The organism is Rhizobium sp. OAE497 (genome assembly GCF_040546565.1).
Lineage (GTDB): Bacteria > Pseudomonadota > Alphaproteobacteria > Rhizobiales > Rhizobiaceae > Rhizobium.
In genome coordinates this window covers 3,473,382-3,489,945 of record NZ_JBEPOA010000001.1, presented here as the reverse complement: position 1 = coordinate 3,489,945, position 16,564 = coordinate 3,473,382, and the positions used below count along the sequence as shown (strand labels likewise).

Sequence of the window (16,564 nt, the reverse complement as noted above, 5' to 3'; positions counted from 1 at the left end):
CCATTCCTTTCGTGCTGCGGTGCAAAAGCATTAGGGGGCCGGTCCGGCGCTGTAAATGCCGACTATGGCAATGATAGCGGCGCCGGCGTGGAAATTTTTCGTGATCTCGCGCCGTCAGCTTTCAGTCGAGGGCTCGTGTTGTTCGGCCTGTTTGGCGCGCTTGGCGCGCATCACGTTCATCTCCGTGCGCTCGCGCGCCATCTCGCTGACGGCGGCGCGGAGTGCCGGGTGGCGGGCCGAGAACATGTTGAAGTCGCGCCGCTCGAGAACCAGGAACTGGCAGAAATCGATGGCGATGACGTCGGCCGTGCGGCGCCCGCCCGAGAGCAGCGCCATTTCGCCGAAGAAGGCGCCCGCCTCAAGCGCCACCGGTCCGCCATTGACGCGGACCTCGACGGCGCCCGAGGAGATGAAATACATACCGTCGCCGCGGTCGCCCTTGCGCACGACGCGTTCGCCCGGCAGAGCCGATTTCGGGCGGAAGAGCAGCAGCAGTTCCTCCTGTGAATGCTCATCAACCTCGGCAAAGAGTGGGAAGGTTTCGACCAGCTTCTGCATTTCCAGCTGATGCTCGCGCTCGCGCTCTTCGCTGAGAAGCCGGTTCTTTTCGAGTTCGCGGCCCAGCACGTCGAGACGCTTGCGGCCGTAGCCATCGTAGAGGTGCGGCCATTTCTTGTGCACCTTCTTATGCGCGACCTCCGCGGCAAAGCAGACCAACGGATTGAGGGTGATCGACAGGATGGCGGCGGCAAGGATCAGATCCTGGCCCTCCTGCGGCATCAGCCCGAGCGAAACACCGAGACCGGCGAGGATGAAAGAGAATTCGCCGATCTGCGCCAAGCCGCCAGCGACCGTCAGGCCCATGCCGACGGGATAGCGCAAGAGAAGCACGACGCCGAAGGAAATGATCGCCTTGCCGACGATGATCAGCAGCAGCGCACAGAACACTGCCATCGGCTCCTTCACCAGAACCGCTGGATTGAAGAGCATGCCGACGGAGACGAAGAACAGCACCGAAAAGGCATTCTGCAGCGGCAGGGAATCGGCGGCGGCGCGATGGCTGAGATTGGATTCACTCATGACGACGCCCGCGAAGAAGGCGCCGAGCGCGAAGGATACGCCGAAGATGGCGGCCGAGCCGAAGGCGATGCCGAGCGCGATCGCCAGAACCGCAAGCGTGAAGAGTTCGCGCGAACCGGTACGCGCCACCAGCGTCAAAAGCCAGGGAACCACCTTGGGGCCGAGCACGACGGCCATGACCGCGAAGGCGCCGACCTTGAGCAGCGTCAGGCCGATGGTCAAGGGCAGCGGGAGGCCGCCGCCGTGGGCGAGCGCATCGCTCGCATGGCCGCCGAGCAGTTCGGCCAGCGCCGGCAGCAGCACGAGCGCCAGAACCATGGCCAGATCTTCGACGATCAGCCAGCCGATCGCCACGCGGCCGCTGGCGGAATTGACGAGATTTCGCTCCTCCAGCGCCTTCAACAGGACGACGGTACTGGCAACCGAGAGGCTGAGCCCGAAGACGATACCGGCGCCGAGCCCCCAGCCCCAAAAGGAGCAGAGCGCAACGCCAAGCAGTGTGGCGATGACGATCTGCAGCACGGCACCCGGAATGGCGATGCCCTTGACGGCCAGGAGGTCGCCGGCCGAGAAATGCAGGCCGACGCCGAACATCAGCAGGATGACGCCCATTTCCGCGAGCTGGCTTGCAAGCCCGGTATCGGCGATGAAGCCCGGCGTGAAGGGGCCCATCAGGATGCCGGCCATCAGATAGCCGACCAACGGCGGCAGCCGCAGCCTGTCCGCCACATAGCCGAGCACCGCTGCAAAGACGAAGCTTACGGCCACCGTCGCGATAAGGGTTGCTTCCTGATGCACGTCTTTCCCTCGGTGTTGAATGCGGCGCCACTTTAGAACGAAGGATGAGCAGAATTAAACACTTGATTTGAGGCGCCGCAGCGCTTCCCGCAGATAATCCGCAAGTTGCAACAGCCTGAAGCCAGTTTCGGGACGCAATATGAGTGCGCACTAAAACAGTCGATGCCATCTCATTGGAGATTTCCATGCGAGAATTAGGAACTGTTGCTGCGTCAGCCACCTACTATTCCGAGGATACCGTCGAGTTCGGCTATGTCCGCGAGGTCTTGCTCGAAGACGAGGCGTGCTGGGGCGTGTTCGACGAGGACGGAGACGTGATCTTCGTCGGCGACGACCTGGCGGAATGCCGGTCGTTTGCGGCGAAGGAAGAGATCAGGCTGCAGCTGATCCACTAGCGAAGGCGGCCTCCAGCGGGCGCCGCTGTGATGGATCTGCCGCGCATTCACGCAGAAAATGCAAATCCGGCCGCTTTTTTGAGGTGCTGCCGCAAATGTGTGCTAAGGGCCCCTCAGAAACTTAGAACAGGCCTTTTACAATTATGACCGAACTTACACCCGCCCTCATCTCTGCGCTGAAGCTTGCAAAGGACGGCGACCTCCATCCTCAGCCCACCAACAAGTGGACGCATGAGAATGCCACCGTGACCTACGCGAAGAACGACCGGTGGAAAGAGCGCCCGCAGAAGATCAAGTCCGTGACGCCCAAGTCCATCGAGGAACTGAGCAACTCCGGCCTCATCGAACGCCGCAACCTCGACACCGACGCCGCCAAGGATGTCTACGGCATCACCATGGCCGGCAAGATGTGGCTGCTGAAGAACAAGTAGGGTCAGGAGAGCGCTGAGAGCTGCTTTGCTGAGGAGTGGTGCCCCATGCCGGGGTCGAACCAGCACTTCTTTCGAAACTCGATTTTGAGTCGAGCGCGTCTACCAATTCCGCCAATGGGGCACGGATAGTAACGGGCGGGTGTCTAACATGTGGGCGCCCGCGCATGCAAGACGGTGGCGGTGTTATCCGGCTGATTTGATATGGCTTCCGGCGCAGGCGCGCCGGAAGCCATTTTCGTTAGTGGGCGATGGCCTCTCCGGCGCTGCCGATGCCGGGTTTCTTCAGGGTAATCGCCAGGATCGAGGCGAGCAGGCAGAAGGCGCCGGCAATGAAGAAGGCGGGGAGGTAGCTCTGCAGCTCGGTGCGCGACAGGCCGGCGCCGTAGGCAGCGGTCGCGGCGCCCAACTGGTGACCGGCGAAGACCCAGCCGAAGACGAGGCCGACCTTTTCCTTGCCGAAGCGATCGGCGGCGATCTTCACGGTCGGCGGGACCGTGGCGATCCAGTCGAGGCCGTAGAAGACGGCGAAGATCGACAGGCCGTAGAAGGTGAAATCGCTGAAGGGCAGGAAGAGCAGCGAGAGACCGCGCAGGCCGTAATACCAGAAAAGCAGCCAGCGGTTATCGAAGCGGTCGGAAAGCCAGCCGGAGCCGATCGTGCCGAAGAAATCGAAGATGCCCATAACTGCCAGAACGCTGGCGGCGGCCACCGGCAGGATGCCGAAATCGCCGCAGAGGGTGACGAAATGCGTCTGGATCAGGCCGTTGGTGCTGAGGCCGCAGATGAAGAAGGTGGCAAACAGGATCCAGAAGGTCGAGGTCGTCGAGACTTCCCGGAGAATGACCAGAGGCATCTTCAAGGCGTCGATCAGCGTGCCGCGGGCCGGAGCGGCCGTCACATGCGCCTCGCCGACGGACGGCAGGTTCAGGTCCGACGGGCGGTCGCGCATGAAGAGCAGGACGACGAGGGCGGCGACCATGATCATGGCGCAGACGAAGAACACCGTCGAGCGCCAGCCGTAGCGCTCCGTCAGCTCGGCCATCAGCGGCAGGAAGACCAGCTGGCCGGTTGCCGAGCTCGCCGAGAGCATGCCGACGACGAGGCCGCGATGCTTGGTGAACCAGCGGGCGGAGACTGTTGCTGCCAGCACCATGGCCGTCAGGCCGGTGCCGAAGCCGACGACGATGCCCCAAAGCACCAGAAGCTGCCAGAGCGAGGTCATGAACAGCGACCCGATGAAGCCGGCGCCGATCAGGCCGAGGGCGAAGACGATGACCTTGCGGACGCCGAAATAATTCATGAAAGCGGCGGCGAACGGACCCATCAGGCCGAAGAGGATCAGGCGGATCGCCAAGGCCGAGGAGATCTGCGAGGTTTCCCAGCCGAATTCATCCTGCAGCGGCTTGATGAGGACGCCGGGTGCGCCCATGGCGCCGGCCGTTACCAGCATGGTCAGGAAGGTGGCGGCGACGATGATCCATCCGTAATGAATGTTTCGCCGGGCGAGGGTGGAGGCAAGCGCTGTCGATACCATGAGGCGTCATCCATTCAGAGGGCTGATCAATACATCACCGATTTAGATGATGGTCATCATATTTGTTGCGTATTGATGATTGGCATCATATAAATTGTCAAGCGACCAATTTCAGGAATTGCTGCAATGCGCGTGAGCCGCGAAAAATTTGCCGAAAACCGCCAGAAGATCATCGAGGCCGCCGGGGTGATGTTTCGCGAAAACGGCTTCGATGGCGTCGGTGTCGCCGACATCATGAAGTCCTGCGGGCTGACGCATGGAGGGTTCTACGGCCACTTCCAGTCGAAGGACGAGTTGCAGATCGAGGTCAGCCGCGCGCTGGTGGCCCGCGTCGAGGTGCGCTGGAAGGAATTGATCGCAGGCTCGCCGCACCGTCCCCTCGAAGCGCTGCTGGAGCACTATGTCTCCTGGTGCGCAGTCGACGATCCCGGCAACAGTTGTGTTTTCGTATCGCTGATGGACGAAGTTGCCCGCAGCAAGGGTGCCGTGCGGGAAATCTTTAATGACGGGCTCTCGATGCTCGTGTCGATCCTTGCCGAAGTCGTGCCAGGCGACACGCCGGAAGAGCGGCGCAAGAACGGCTTTACGACCCTGTCATCGATGATGGGGGCGGTCAGCCTGGCAAGGGCTGTCGAGAGCCGCGAGCTTGCCGCGCAGTTTCTCTCGACCACGCGCCAGAAGCTGTCGCCGGCGACGGCGCCTCTCGAAATCTGAGGCGCCGCGAGAGCGCCTTACTTGAAACCTTCGACGCGGTGCGGAACGTAGGGTTCCTCGAGCATCGCCACCTCCTCCGGCGTCAGCTTGACGGCAAGCGCGGCGACGGCGTCGCTGAGGTGGCCGGGGCGTGAGGCGCCGATGATCGGGGCGGTGATGGCGCTCTTCTGCAGGATCCAGGCGGTGGCGATCTGCGCGCGAGGAACGCCGTGCTCCTTGGCGAGACGGCCGACAGCATCGATGATTTTGCGGTCGGAATCTTCGGCCTGCCGGTAGAGCGTCTTGCCGAATTCGTCGCTTTCGGTGCGGGCTGTCTGCTCGTCCCAGTCCCGCGTCAGGCGCCCGCGGGCGAGCGGGCTCCAGGGGATAACGGCAATCTTCTGGTCCTGGCAGAAGGGCAGCATCTCGCGCTCTTCCTCGCGGTAGAGCAGGTTGACGTGGTCCTGCATGCTGACGAACTCCGTCCAGCCATTGAGCCGCGCGGTGTAAATCATCTTGGCGAATTGCCAGGCATGCATCGAGGAGGCGCCGATATAGCGGGCCTTGCCTGCCTTCACGACGTCATGCAGCGCCTCCAGCGTTTCCTCGATCGGTGTCGAATAGTCGAAGCGATGGATCTGGTAGAGGTCGACATAATCGGTGCCGAGGCGGCGCAGGCTGTTGTCGATCTCGTCGAAGATCGCCTTGCGCGACAGGCCAGCGCCGTTCGGGCCCGGGCGCATGCGGTTGAAGACCTTGGTGGCGAGCACGATGTCTTCGCGCTTGGAAAAGCTCTTGATGGCCCGGCCGACGATTTCTTCGGAAGAACCGTCGGAATAGGTATTGGCCGTATCGAGGAAGTTGATGCCAAGATCGATTGCCTGCTTGAGGATCGCGCGGCTTTCCTCCTCGCCGAGCGTCCAGGCATGGTTGCCGCGGCCGGGATCGCCGAAGGTCATGCAGCCCAGGCAGATTTTTGAAACTTCGAGGCCTGTCTTGCCGAGTTTTACATAATCCATTGAAATGACTCCGTGATTGAATTCCGCCCGCCGCCTGAAGATCAATTTAGGGCGGAGCGGCGGCAAAAGTCAGCAAGCATCGCGCATAAATTTCGATGACAGGGCGGAGGGCGCCTTGAATGCTCGCGCTTGCACTCGCGCGCCTGCGGGTGTTAGCTGGTGCAGCATTGACCGGAACTAGCCTATGAAATTGCCCCGCTTCGATCGCTATGACGATCTCTACCGCGATTTTGCGTGGGACATCCCCGATGATTTCAATATGGGCCGTGCCGTCAGCGACGACTGGGCGAAGATCGAGCCCGACCGGATCTGTCTTGAACATTTCGATCCCGGCGGCCAGCACCCCTCGATGACCTATGGCGAACTGTCGGCATGGTCGGCATCGCTTGCCAATGGGCTTGTATCGCTCGGCATCCGGCGGGGGGACCGCGTGGCGTTGCTGCTGCCGCAATCCTTTGAGACCGTCATCTCGCATGTGGCGATCTACAAGATGGGCGCGATTGCGCTGCCGCTGGCGCTGCTTTTCGGCGTCGAGGCCCTGGAATACAGGCTGAAAACCGCGGGTGCGTCCGCCGTCATCACCAATGCATTCGGCATGGCGCGAATATCAGAGATCCGCGATCGCCTGCCTGATCTGAAGACGGTGATTTCGATCGATGGCGGAGAGGCGCTGGCATTTGACGAGCTCGTCGCTTCGCATCCGCCGGTCTTCGAGGTGGTCGATACGGGGCCAGACGATCCGGCGCTGATGATCTTTACCTCGGGCACGACGGGAGCGCCGAAGGGTGCGCTGCATGGGCATCGCGTGCTCGCCGGGCATATCCCCGGCATGCAGTTTGCCCATGAAGGATTTCCGCAGGCGGGCGACAAGGTCTGGACGCCGTCGGACTGGGCCTGGGCGGGCGGCTTGCTCAATGCGCTGCTGCCGAGCCTGTTGCTGGGTGTCCCCGTCGTCTCGTCTCCGGCGCAGAAGTTCGATGCCGATACGGCCTATCGCATCATGGCCGAGATGCAGGTGCGCAATGCGTTCATTCCGCCGACGGCGCTGCGGCTGCTGAAGGCGGCCGGTGATCCGTATCTAACGCACAAGCTCAATCTGCGGACGATCGGTTCTGCCGGCGAATCCCTCGGGCGCGAAACCTATGTCTGGGCGCGCGATACGCTCGGCATCACGGTCAACGAATTCTACGGCCAGACGGAGTGCAACTTCGTCATCTCCTCAAGCCGGGCTGCGGGTGTTTCCAAAGCCGGGGCGATCGGCCGTCCGTCGCCGGGACATCGGGTTGCCGTCGTCGATGATCGCGGCAACGAATTGGCGGTGGGGCAGACAGGCCAGATCGGCGTCAAGGCGCCGGATCCGGTGATGTTCCTGGGATACTGGAACGATCCGGAGGCGACGGAGCGCAAGTTTGCGAATGGCTGGCTGCTGACGGGCGACCTCGCACATCAGGATGCGGAAGGGTTCATCACCTTCGAGGGGCGGGATGATGATGTCATTACCTCCTCGGGATACCGGATCGGGCCTGCCGAGATCGAGGACTGCCTGTCCGGGCATCCGGCCGTTCAGCTGGCGGCTGCCGTCGGCAAGCCGGATCCGGTTCGCACCGAGATCGTCAAGGCCTATGTGGTCCTAGTACCCGGCGTTAGCGCCGGCGCCGAGCTTGCCGCCGAAATCCGCGACTGGGTGAAGATGCGGCTTTCGATGCATGAATATCCACGCGAGGTGGAGTTCGTCGATTCACTGCCGCTGACGACGACGGGCAAAGTGATCCGCCGCCTGCTGCGCGAGCGGGCAGCGGCCGAAGCTGCGTAGGCTCAGCAGTTTAGCCGCGGCCTGCCAGCGACATGATCTTGGCGCGCAGCATCTTCGCCATATTGCGGGTGTTGCGGTACATGTGAAGCTGGGTGGCCGCCTGGCGGACATCGCGGTCGCCGTTCTGGTTAAGGCCGATGACCAGCGTTCCCATGTCCTCGCGTTCCTTCCAGAAGCGGCTCATGATCGGATGATCGGGGATGGCGCAGGAATCCGAGCGGACGATGTTGGCGTCGTCGAGATGCCATTCCGTCAGTTCACCCATCAGCAGCTTGCCGGGCGAAAAGCGGGCGAACTCCTCGTCATAGGCCGTCTTCCAAGTATAGGCTTCGCCGCCCATCATCAGCACGACGATCGCGGCGATCGCCTTGCCGTTGAAGTCGATCGTATGGATACGCACGGCGTCGATGGCGGCGAGATTGGAAACGGCTTCGCGGGCGAAGGCGGTGTGATAGCGGTCGGTGACGAGCGCGCTGCGCTTCTTGCCCTTCCAGCCGCCGGCTTCCATCGCTAGGAACTCTTCGAAGCGCATATGCACGTCGCGCGGCTGGCGGGCGACGCTGTAGGTCACGGTGCCCTTGTCCTCGAGCAGGCGCCACTGGCGGCGCATTTCGCGCATGTGCGAGGAGGAAACGGAGCTTGCGAGATAGGCGACGGCGTCTTCCTCGCTCTCCAGCATCGGGCGTTCGAAGGGATTGGTGATCGTCAGCGGCAGGTTGCGGCCGAGAGCGACGGCCTTCACCAGCCGGGCGAAGATGCCGTTCAGCCTCAGATCAGGCAGCACGAGGATCTGCGGCAGTCGCAGGTCGCGGGCCGTCAGGCCTTCGAAGAGGTTATCGAGCGTCTCGGCGGCATCCTCGGCATCGACGAGCGGAGTGCCGAGCGGCGCAAAGCTGTTCGACCAACCGCGGATGATCGACGGGCCGACGGCAAAGCCCGGCTTCTCGACGGAGAAGGGCATCAGGAAGCGCATGCGGCTGCGGTTGCTGCCGGTGTCGCGCATCAGGGCGAAGCTCACCTGCCGGTCGTCGAGGCGCGGCATGGCGGGCGCCAGGAAGCGGCCGGTGAAGAAGACGTTCGGCTCGATCGCGCGGTTCGAAAGGAAGTCGAGCTCGTCCTGCAGCTCATAGCCGAGCTTGCCGGGATAGACGCAGAGCTCGCGGCCGGCGCGGCCGACCTCGACGCGGGCTTCCGCCTGCGGTCCGTCGAAATTCAAGGAGGCGAGCTCATGGACCATGCGGTTCGTCGTGGCGTCCGTGGACTCGGTACTCGGAGGAGTGCGCACCATCAATGGGCCTTCCTGTCTGCCTGCGCCGTTGCCGGGCGGCTGAATGCAAAGAGAACGATGCCGAGCGTGCGCCGCACGGCGATGTGGAGAAGTGTCGCCTCGACGGCCATGGCCGATGCCGTGGCGATCGCGGTGCCGACGGTTCCGAGGTGAGGGATGAGCGTCAGGTTGAGCGTGATGTTTGCCGTCAGCGCGCCGGCATAGAGGGCGGCGCAGAGGTTCTGCTTGCCCGCCATCATCAGCAGCGTTTCGGCCGGGCCGACCAGCGCCTTGGCGAGGATGCCGGCAAGCAGGATCGCCATCAGCACATAACCGGCGGTGAAGGCGCCGCCGAAAAGCGAGAGAAGCAGATGGCCGGCGGCCAGGACGCAGAGGCCGATGCCGAGCGCCGGCCAGAAGGTCCAGCGGGCCGCATCGGCAGCAGCAACGGCGAGTTCCGCCCGGGTGCCGCCGGCGATGATGCTGGAGAAGCGGGGGCCGGATGCCGCCTTCACCGAGAACATGATGAACTGCACCAGCGCCATGGTCTTGGCGGCGGCAAAATAGATCGCGACGTCATGCGGCTCGAGGAAGATGCCGACGATGACGACGTCGGAATTGGTGAGCAGGAAGCTCGCACCCTCGATCAGGAAGATCGGGAAGGCGACGCTGAGCCAGGCGATGAAATCCACCTTGCGCTGGCCGGTATCATAATGGCGGCGCAGGCGCAGCAGCGTTGCCACATACTGACCGAGCGCCGTGACATAGGTTGCGAGCAGGGCCGACTGCATTGCCACGACCGCCGTATGCTCGGCGCCCATGGCATTGGCGATCAGCATGAAGAGGATGATCAGGATCGGGCGGACGATATAGACCGGGCTCAGCGCCATGACGGGCCAGTGGTTGGCGCGCGAGGTGCCTTCCAGGATATCGCCGAGCGCGATCATCGGCAGCGCGAGCAGGCCGAGAAAGCCGGGGATCAGGTAATAGATCTCTATCTTGTCGCCGAAGAAATGCAGCCCGGCCATGCCCGCGACCATCAGCAGCGAGCCGGAAAGGATTGCGAAGATGCGGGCGGTTCCCGTCAGGCCGCGGATTTCCTCGAAGGCGCCGGATGCCTTGTATTGCGGCAGGAAGCGGACGATCGCGGTGTGAAAGCCGAGGCAGGAGAGATCGCCGAAGAGAACGATCAGCACCCAGATGAAGACGAAGATGCCATATTCCCACTCGCCCATCAGGCGCGCTAGGATGATCTGAGAAACGAAGGCGAGGGCGGCGCTCAGAATGCGGATTGCGAAAGCGGTCAGCGCCATGCGCTGGGCGGCCGCCTTGCCGTCACGTTCGGTCAGGACAGCAGCGAGCATGCGTAGAAGACGGCTGCCGGCCGGACGCAAGCTGGCGGGCAGCATTCTTTCAGCTGTTTCAATGACTGCCATAATGAACACGCACAACTCAGAACTCAGGCAAATCGTGTTCTCAGTCTTGCCAGATCAGGGTTAAGAAACGGTTGTGCGGGCGGCGTGTGCTCAACAGTGAACTTGCCTGATCCACAAAAGAAAATGCCGCCTGGAGGCGGCATCTTCATCATCTTTTTCAGTCAATCACGCTTCGGCAAAAGCGCCGTGGCAATGCTTGAACTTCTTGCCCGAACCGCAGGGGCAGGGCTCGTTGCGGCCGACCTTGCCCCAGGTCGAGGGATCGTTCGGATCGCGGTTTTCGGGCGCGACGATCACTTCGGATGCCTGGTAGATCGGCGCGAAATCGTTCTCGCCGGTGTCGGGATCCAGGTGCTGGGCCTGCATGACCGGAAGCTCCGGCTCGGCCGGTGCCTGCTGGACCAGCTCGACCCGCATAAGCTGCGCGGTAACCGCCTGGCGGAGGTTGTTCAGCAGCGACTGGAAGAGCTCGAAGGCTTCGGACTTGTATTCCTGCAGCGGGTCGCGCTGGGCGTAGCCGCGGAAACCGATGACCGAACGCAGGTGATCGAGGTTGACGATGTGCTCGCGCCACAGGTGGTCGAGCGTCTGCATCAGGATCGAGCGCTCGACATAGCGCATGATGTCGTCGCCGAAGCGCTCGGCCTTCTCGGTGAAGGCGGCGTTTGCAGCTTCGGTGATGCGCTCGCGGATATCGTCTTCGCCGATGCCCTCTTCCTTGGCCCAATCTTCGATCGGCAGGTCGAGGTTGAGAAGGTTTGCGACCTGTTCCTTGAGACCGGCAGCATCCCACTGTTCGGCGTAGGCGCGTTCCGGAATGTGCTTATCGACGAGGTCTTCGATGACTTCGCGGCGCATATCCGAAACGGTCTCGGCGATGTTGGCGGCTTCCATCAGCTCCAGGCGCTGGTCGAAGATGACCTTGCGCTGGTCGTTGAGAACGTCGTCATACTTGAGCAGGTTCTTGCGGATGTCGAAGTTACGGGCTTCGACCTTCTTCTGCGCGCGCTCGAGGGCCTTGTTGATCCAGGGATGGACGATTGCCTCGCCTTCCTTGAGGCCGAGCTTCGTCAGCATGCCGTCCATACGGTCGGAGCCGAAGATGCGCATCAGGTCGTCCTGGAGCGACAGGTAGAACTTCGAGCGGCCCGGGTCGCCCTGACGGCCGGAACGGCCGCGCAGCTGGTTGTCGATACGGCGGCTTTCGTGGCGTTCCGTCGCGATGACGTAGAGACCGCCGGCGGCAAGCGCCTTTTCCTTCAGCTGCTTGATCTCGGCACGGATCGCCTCGACCTTGGCATCGTATTCTGGACCGTGCTCGACGCCTTCGAGTTCGCGTTCGACACGCATTTCGAGGTTGCCGCCGAGCTGGATGTCGGTACCGCGGCCGGCCATGTTGGTAGCAATCGTCACAGCGCCGGGAACACCGGCCTGGGCGACGATATAGGCTTCCTGCTCGTGGTAGCGGGCGTTCAGAACCTGGAAGTCCTTGAAGCCCTGCTTGCGCATCAGGTCGGCGAGCAGTTCGGACTTTTCGATCGAGGTGGTGCCGACGAGAACCGGCTGGCCGCGCTTCTGGGCATCAGCGATCTCGGCGATGATCGCCTTGTACTTCTCTTCGAAGGTCCGGTAGACCTCGTCGTCTTCGTCGATACGCTGGATCGGCAGGTTGGTCGGGACTTCGACGACTTCGAGGCCGTAGATGTTGCCGAATTCTTCCGCTTCCGTCTGCGCCGTACCGGTCATGCCGGCGAGCTTGCCGTACATGCGGAAGTAGTTCTGGAAGGTGATCTGCGCCAGCGTCTGGTTTTCCGGCTGGATCTTGACCTTTTCCTTGGCTTCGAGCGCCTGGTGCTGGCCTTCCGAATAACGGCGGCCCGGCATCATGCGGCCGGTAAACTCGTCGATGATAACGATCTCGTCGTTGCGGACGATGTAGTCCTTGTCGCGCTGGAACAGCTTGTGGGCCTTCAGCGCGTTGTTGACGTGATGGACGATCGCGACGTTTTCGATGTCGTAGAGCGAAGCGCCCTTGAGCAGGCCGGCCTGCTTCAGGAGGCCTTCGAGCTTTTCCGTGCCTTCTTCGGAGAAGTTGGCGGAACGCTGCTTCTCGTCGATTTCATAATCGCCGTCGGAGAGCAGCGGGATGAAGGCGTCGATCGTGTTGTAGAGATCGGAGCGGTCATCGAGCGGGCCGGAAATGATCAGCGGCGTGCGGGCTTCGTCGACCAGGATCGAGTCCACTTCGTCGACGATCGCGAAATTGTGGCCACGCTGGACCATCTGCGCCTTCTCGTACTTCATGTTATCGCGAAGATAATCGAAGCCGAGCTCGTTGTTGGTGGCGTAGGTGATGTCGCAGTTATAGGCGGCTGCGCGTTCCTCGTCGGAAAGACCGTGGACGATGACGCCCGTGGTCAGGCCGAGGAAGCCGTAGACCTTGCCCATGGTCGCCGCGTCGCGCTGCGCCAGGTAGTCGTTGACGGTGACGACGTGCACGCCTTTGCCGGAAAGCGCGTTCAGATAGACCGGCAGGGTTGCGACCAGCGTCTTACCTTCACCGGTCTTCATTTCGGCGATGTCGCCGGAGTGAAGGATCATGCCGCCGACGAGCTGTACGTCAAAAGGTCGCATGCCGAGAACACGGCGCGAGGCCTCGCGGACCACGGCAAAAGCCGGGATCAGGATGTCGTCGAGCGTCTTGCCATCTGCCAGCTGCTTGCGGAACTCGACCGTCTGTGCGGCGAGCTGCTCGTCGCTCAAGGCCTTCGTCTTCTCTTCGATGGCGCTGATTGCTGCGACTTTCGGCTGGAAAGACCGCACGCGGCGGTCATTGGCAGAGCCAAATATCTTGCGGGCGATGCCGCCAAAGCTGACCATATGACTGGCCCTTTCTCATATTCTTCCCCGGCTTTTCTTATGCGCGCACCCAGCCGAAATTCAGGCGCACGCCTCGAAACGCCAGGAAACTGTTCTGGACGCGAGGTTGCGTGACAGATAAGAGGGGGGTCGAATGATGTCAACGGATTTGGCTGATATAGAAAGGCCACATTCCAGTGTTGAACGCTGTTTTAGGCTGGATTCACACGTGATGCTGAAGCCGGTGGTGTAACTCTGAAAGGTTATTTGATGTTGAGCTACAACAAACTTGCCGTGATGGCGGTCGCGACCTTCGTTGCGTTCCATGCGCCGGTCTACGCTGAAGACAAGCCGGACGCCGTCATCGCCAAGGTTGGCAACCTGGAAATTCATCAGTCGGAACTCGATCTGGCGATCGCCAATCTGGACCCGCAGCTCGCTCAGCTGCCGGACGATCAGAAGAAGGTCGCTGCCCTTTCTGCTGCCATCGATGTGAAGCTGCTGGCCGGTGACGCCGCTGCCGAAAAGCTCGACCAGACCGAAGAATTCAAGAAGCGCATGCAGTATCTTTCCGATCGCGAGCTGCACAATGCCTACTTCAAGAAGCATGTCGTCGACACGGTTACCGACGACGAAGTGAAGGCACGCTACGACAAGGAAGTCGCTGCCCTGCCGAAGCAGGAAGAAGTTCACGCCCGCCACATCCTGGTCAAGACCGAGGATGAAGCCAAGGACGTCATCAAGCAGCTCGACGCCGGCAAGGATTTTGCTGAACTCGCCAAGGAAAAGTCGACCGACCCGAACAAGGCTGACGGCGGCGATCTCGGCTATTTCACCAAGGGCCGCATGGTCAAGGAATTCGAAGACGCGGCCTTCGCGCTCGAAAAGGGCACCTACTCCAAGACGCCGGTGAAGACCGATTTCGGTTACCACGTCATCAAGGTCGAAGATAAGCGCGATGCACCGCCGCCGCCGTTCGACCAGGTCAAGGACCAGGTTCGTCAGCTCGTCATGCGCGACAAGTATCTTGCCCTTCTCGCCTCGGCGAAGGAAAAGTCCAAGGTCGACATCATGGACGAAACCCTTCGCAAGGGTTACGAGGATGCCAACAAGCAGCCGGCGCCGGGCGATGAGCCCGCCGTTCAGCCGCAGCAGTAATCATCATTCGGGCCCGGTTCTTCCGGGCCCTTCACTATCAGGCAGGTCCATCACAATGTCCGGTTCCGTTTCTCCGCTCGCCCCGAAGACCTTCGCATCCATGCCCGCGCTGCGCGGTGTGCGCATGGCGACCGCTGCCGCCGGGATCAAGTACAAGAACCGAACCGACGTGCTGATGATGGTGTTCGACAAGCCGGCTTCGGTCGCGGGCGTCTTTACCCGCTCGAAGTGCCCGTCGGCGCCGGTCGATTTCTGCCGCACAAACCTGCCGCATGGCGTTGCCTGCGCCGTTGTCGTCAATTCCGGCAATGCCAATGCTTTCACCGGCCTCAAGGGCCGCGCCGCCACTGAGCTGACGGCGAAGTCCGCCGCGGCTGCCGTCGGCTGCGGCGAGAACGAAGTCTACCTCGCCTCGACCGGCGTTATCGGCGAGCCGCTGGATGCGACCAAGTTTTCCGGTGTTCTCGATGCCATGCATCGCGATGCGACCGGTGATTTCTGGTTCGAGGCAGCCAAGGCGATCATGACCACGGACACCTATCCGAAGGTCGCGACGCGCAGCGCCGAAATCGGCGGCGTCAAGGTGACGATCAACGGGATCGCCAAGGGCGCCGGGATGATCGCGCCCGACATGGCGACGATGCTCTCCTTCGTCGTGACCGATGCCGATATCGCTCCGGCCGCGCTGCAGGCGATGCTGTCGGAAGGCGTCGGCCCGACCTTCAACTCGATGACCGTCGATAGCGACACCTCGACTTCCGATACGTTGATGCTGTTTGCAACCGGCGCCGCAGCGGCTGACGGTCAGGCGCGCGTCGAGCGCACCGACGATGCCCGTCTTGCGACCTTCCGCGTCGCGCTCAACGAAGTGCTCAAGGATCTGGCGCTGCAGGTCTGCCGCGACGGCGAAGGCGCGACCAAGATGCTCGAGATCACCGTGACCGGCGCAGAGAGCGATGCGGCGGCCAAGCGGATCGCCCTGTCGATCGCCAATTCGCCGCTGGTCAAGACTGCGGCTGCCGGCGAGGACGCCAACTGGGGCCGTATCGTCATGGCTGTCGGCAAGGCCGGCGAAATGGCGGATCGCGACCGCCTGGCGATCTGGTTCGGCGATGTGCGCGTTGCCGTCAACGGCGAGCGCGACCCTGGCTACTCGGAAGAGGCTGCGTCGAACGTCATGAAACAGCAGGATATTCCGGTTAAAGTCGACATCGGTCTCGGTAAAGGTCAGGCAACGGTCTGGACCTGCGACCTCACTAAGGAGTATGTGGCGATCAACGGTGACTACCGGAGCTGATCGTTCATTGACTGAGACTTCTTCAAAGACGGCAAACCTGCCGCTCGTTCGCAGGCTGGAAGCAGTTGGCTTCCGGGCGTGGCCCGCTTCTTCCGTGCAGTATGACGGCAGCTGGCAGGTGCGGCTGACGGCGGGTCATCCGTCGAACCGTCTGAACTCTATCGTGCCGCTCGATCCGTCCGATCATCGCGATATCGAGATCCGCCTGGAAAAGGCGAGCAGGAAGTTCGAAGCCTATGGCCGTCCGGCCGTGCTGCGGCAGACGCCGCTCTGCACGCCGCTACTCGTCGATCTGGTCGCCGCGCAGAACTGGACGCATTTCGACGAGACGATCGTCATGACCTGCGATCTGACGCAGGCCGATCTTCCAGATACCCTCGACCATCTGCCGACGCACGATATCGGCCGCTTCGTCGATGCCAATCTCTCGACCGATCAGGTCTCGCCGCGACTCAAGGCGGCGCTGGCGGAAGTCATCAATGCGATCAAGCCGCCGTCCGGCCTGTTCATGATCGAGGATCCGGCATCGGGACCGCTTGCGACGGTTCTTTGCGTGCAGGACAACGATCTGGCCGGCATTATGTCGCTGTCGGTCGCGCGGGAACGCCGGCGCGAAGGTCTCGGTCTCGAAATTCTGACATCGGCTCTTCGCTGGGCGCGTATGCGCAGCGCCCGCACTGGCTGGCTGCAGGTCAAGGCAGACAATGCGCCGGCTCTTGCACTTTACGACCGCCTCGGCTTCCGGGAAGCCTATCGCTACAGCTACTGGCGCAAGGCGCTTTGA

The 16,564-nt window shown here is 62.1% G+C and carries 13 protein-coding genes and 1 tRNA gene; 7 read left to right on the top strand and 7 right to left on the bottom strand.

The genetic code is table 11. From position 1 onward, the window contains the following. Positions 1-114 precede the first annotated feature (114 nt). Complete coding sequence (locus tag ABIE40_RS17445) at positions 115-1,878, bottom strand: cation:proton antiporter domain-containing protein (protein WP_112720225.1); 1,764 nt, start codon at positions 1,876-1,878, stop codon at positions 115-117. A gap of 185 nt (positions 1,879-2,063) precedes the next feature. On the opposite strand from ABIE40_RS17445, the gene ABIE40_RS17440 reads away from it, so the two are divergent. After that, positions 2,064-2,273 (top strand): hypothetical protein, encoded by a 210-nt coding sequence (locus ABIE40_RS17440; protein ID WP_112720226.1) that lies wholly within the window; start codon positions 2,064-2,066, stop codon positions 2,271-2,273. A 143-nt stretch (positions 2,274-2,416) separates the two neighbouring features. Next, complete coding sequence (locus tag ABIE40_RS17435) at positions 2,417-2,704, top strand: hypothetical protein (RefSeq protein ID WP_112720227.1); 288 nt, start codon at positions 2,417-2,419, stop codon at positions 2,702-2,704. A 36-nt stretch (positions 2,705-2,740) separates the two neighbouring features. On the opposite strand, the gene ABIE40_RS17430 is transcribed toward ABIE40_RS17435, so the two are convergent. Then, positions 2,741-2,825 (bottom strand) — tRNA-Leu (locus ABIE40_RS17430). A gap of 117 nt (positions 2,826-2,942) precedes the next feature. After that, entirely contained in the window at positions 2,943-4,238 is a 1,296-nt protein-coding gene (locus ABIE40_RS17425; RefSeq protein ID WP_199627811.1) for an MFS transporter, read from the bottom strand. A 126-nt stretch (positions 4,239-4,364) separates the two neighbouring features. Here ABIE40_RS17425 and ABIE40_RS17420 point away from each other — a divergent pair, with 126 nt between their 5' ends. After that, entirely contained in the window at positions 4,365-4,952 is a 588-nt protein-coding gene (locus ABIE40_RS17420) for a TetR/AcrR family transcriptional regulator (RefSeq protein ID WP_112720237.1), read from the top strand. Between the two features lie 17 nt (positions 4,953-4,969). On the opposite strand, the gene ABIE40_RS17415 is transcribed toward ABIE40_RS17420, so the two are convergent. Next, positions 4,970-5,950: an aldo/keto reductase gene (locus tag ABIE40_RS17415; protein WP_199627810.1), complete on the bottom strand. Its 981-nt coding sequence runs from the start codon at positions 5,948-5,950 to the stop codon at positions 4,970-4,972. 184 nt (positions 5,951-6,134) lie between these two features. Here ABIE40_RS17415 and ABIE40_RS17410 point away from each other — a divergent pair, with 184 nt between their 5' ends. After that, positions 6,135-7,763, top strand: a complete 1,629-nt coding sequence (locus tag ABIE40_RS17410; protein ID WP_199627809.1) for an AMP-binding protein — start codon at positions 6,135-6,137, stop codon at positions 7,761-7,763. A gap of 10 nt (positions 7,764-7,773) precedes the next feature. On the opposite strand, the gene ABIE40_RS17405 is transcribed toward ABIE40_RS17410, so the two are convergent. The 3 genes from ABIE40_RS17405 to secA all read right to left on the bottom strand — a co-directional run bounded on the left by ABIE40_RS17405 (position 7,774) and on the right by secA (position 13,346). Next, positions 7,774-9,051 (bottom strand): GNAT family N-acetyltransferase, encoded by a 1,278-nt coding sequence (locus ABIE40_RS17405; protein WP_199627808.1) that lies wholly within the window; start codon positions 9,049-9,051, stop codon positions 7,774-7,776. Next, complete coding sequence (locus ABIE40_RS17400; RefSeq protein ID WP_199627807.1) at positions 9,051-10,466, bottom strand: lipopolysaccharide biosynthesis protein; 1,416 nt, start codon at positions 10,464-10,466, stop codon at positions 9,051-9,053. Before ABIE40_RS17400 ends, ABIE40_RS17405 begins: the two co-directional genes overlap by 1 nt. Positions 10,467-10,631: 165 nt before the next feature. Then, positions 10,632-13,346 (bottom strand): preprotein translocase subunit SecA, encoded by a 2,715-nt coding sequence (secA, locus tag ABIE40_RS17395; protein WP_112720241.1) that lies wholly within the window; start codon positions 13,344-13,346, stop codon positions 10,632-10,634. 249 nt (positions 13,347-13,595) lie between these two features. Here secA and ABIE40_RS17390 point away from each other — a divergent pair, with 249 nt between their 5' ends. Genes ABIE40_RS17390 through ABIE40_RS17380 form a run of 3 tightly spaced genes read left to right on the top strand, consistent with a single transcriptional unit; the run spans position 13,596 to position 16,564 of the window. Next, positions 13,596-14,483: a peptidylprolyl isomerase gene (locus ABIE40_RS17390; RefSeq protein ID WP_112720242.1), complete on the top strand. Its 888-nt coding sequence runs from the start codon at positions 13,596-13,598 to the stop codon at positions 14,481-14,483. 55 nt (positions 14,484-14,538) lie between these two features. Further along, positions 14,539-15,780, top strand: coding sequence for a bifunctional glutamate N-acetyltransferase/amino-acid acetyltransferase ArgJ (argJ, locus tag ABIE40_RS17385; RefSeq protein ID WP_199627806.1), 1,242 nt, complete (start codon positions 14,539-14,541; stop codon positions 15,778-15,780). Beyond that, a complete protein-coding gene (locus ABIE40_RS17380; RefSeq protein ID WP_199627805.1) occupies positions 15,749-16,564 on the top strand; it encodes a GNAT family N-acetyltransferase in 816 nt (271 codons plus the stop codon). The genes argJ and ABIE40_RS17380 overlap by 32 nt, the downstream gene beginning before the upstream one ends.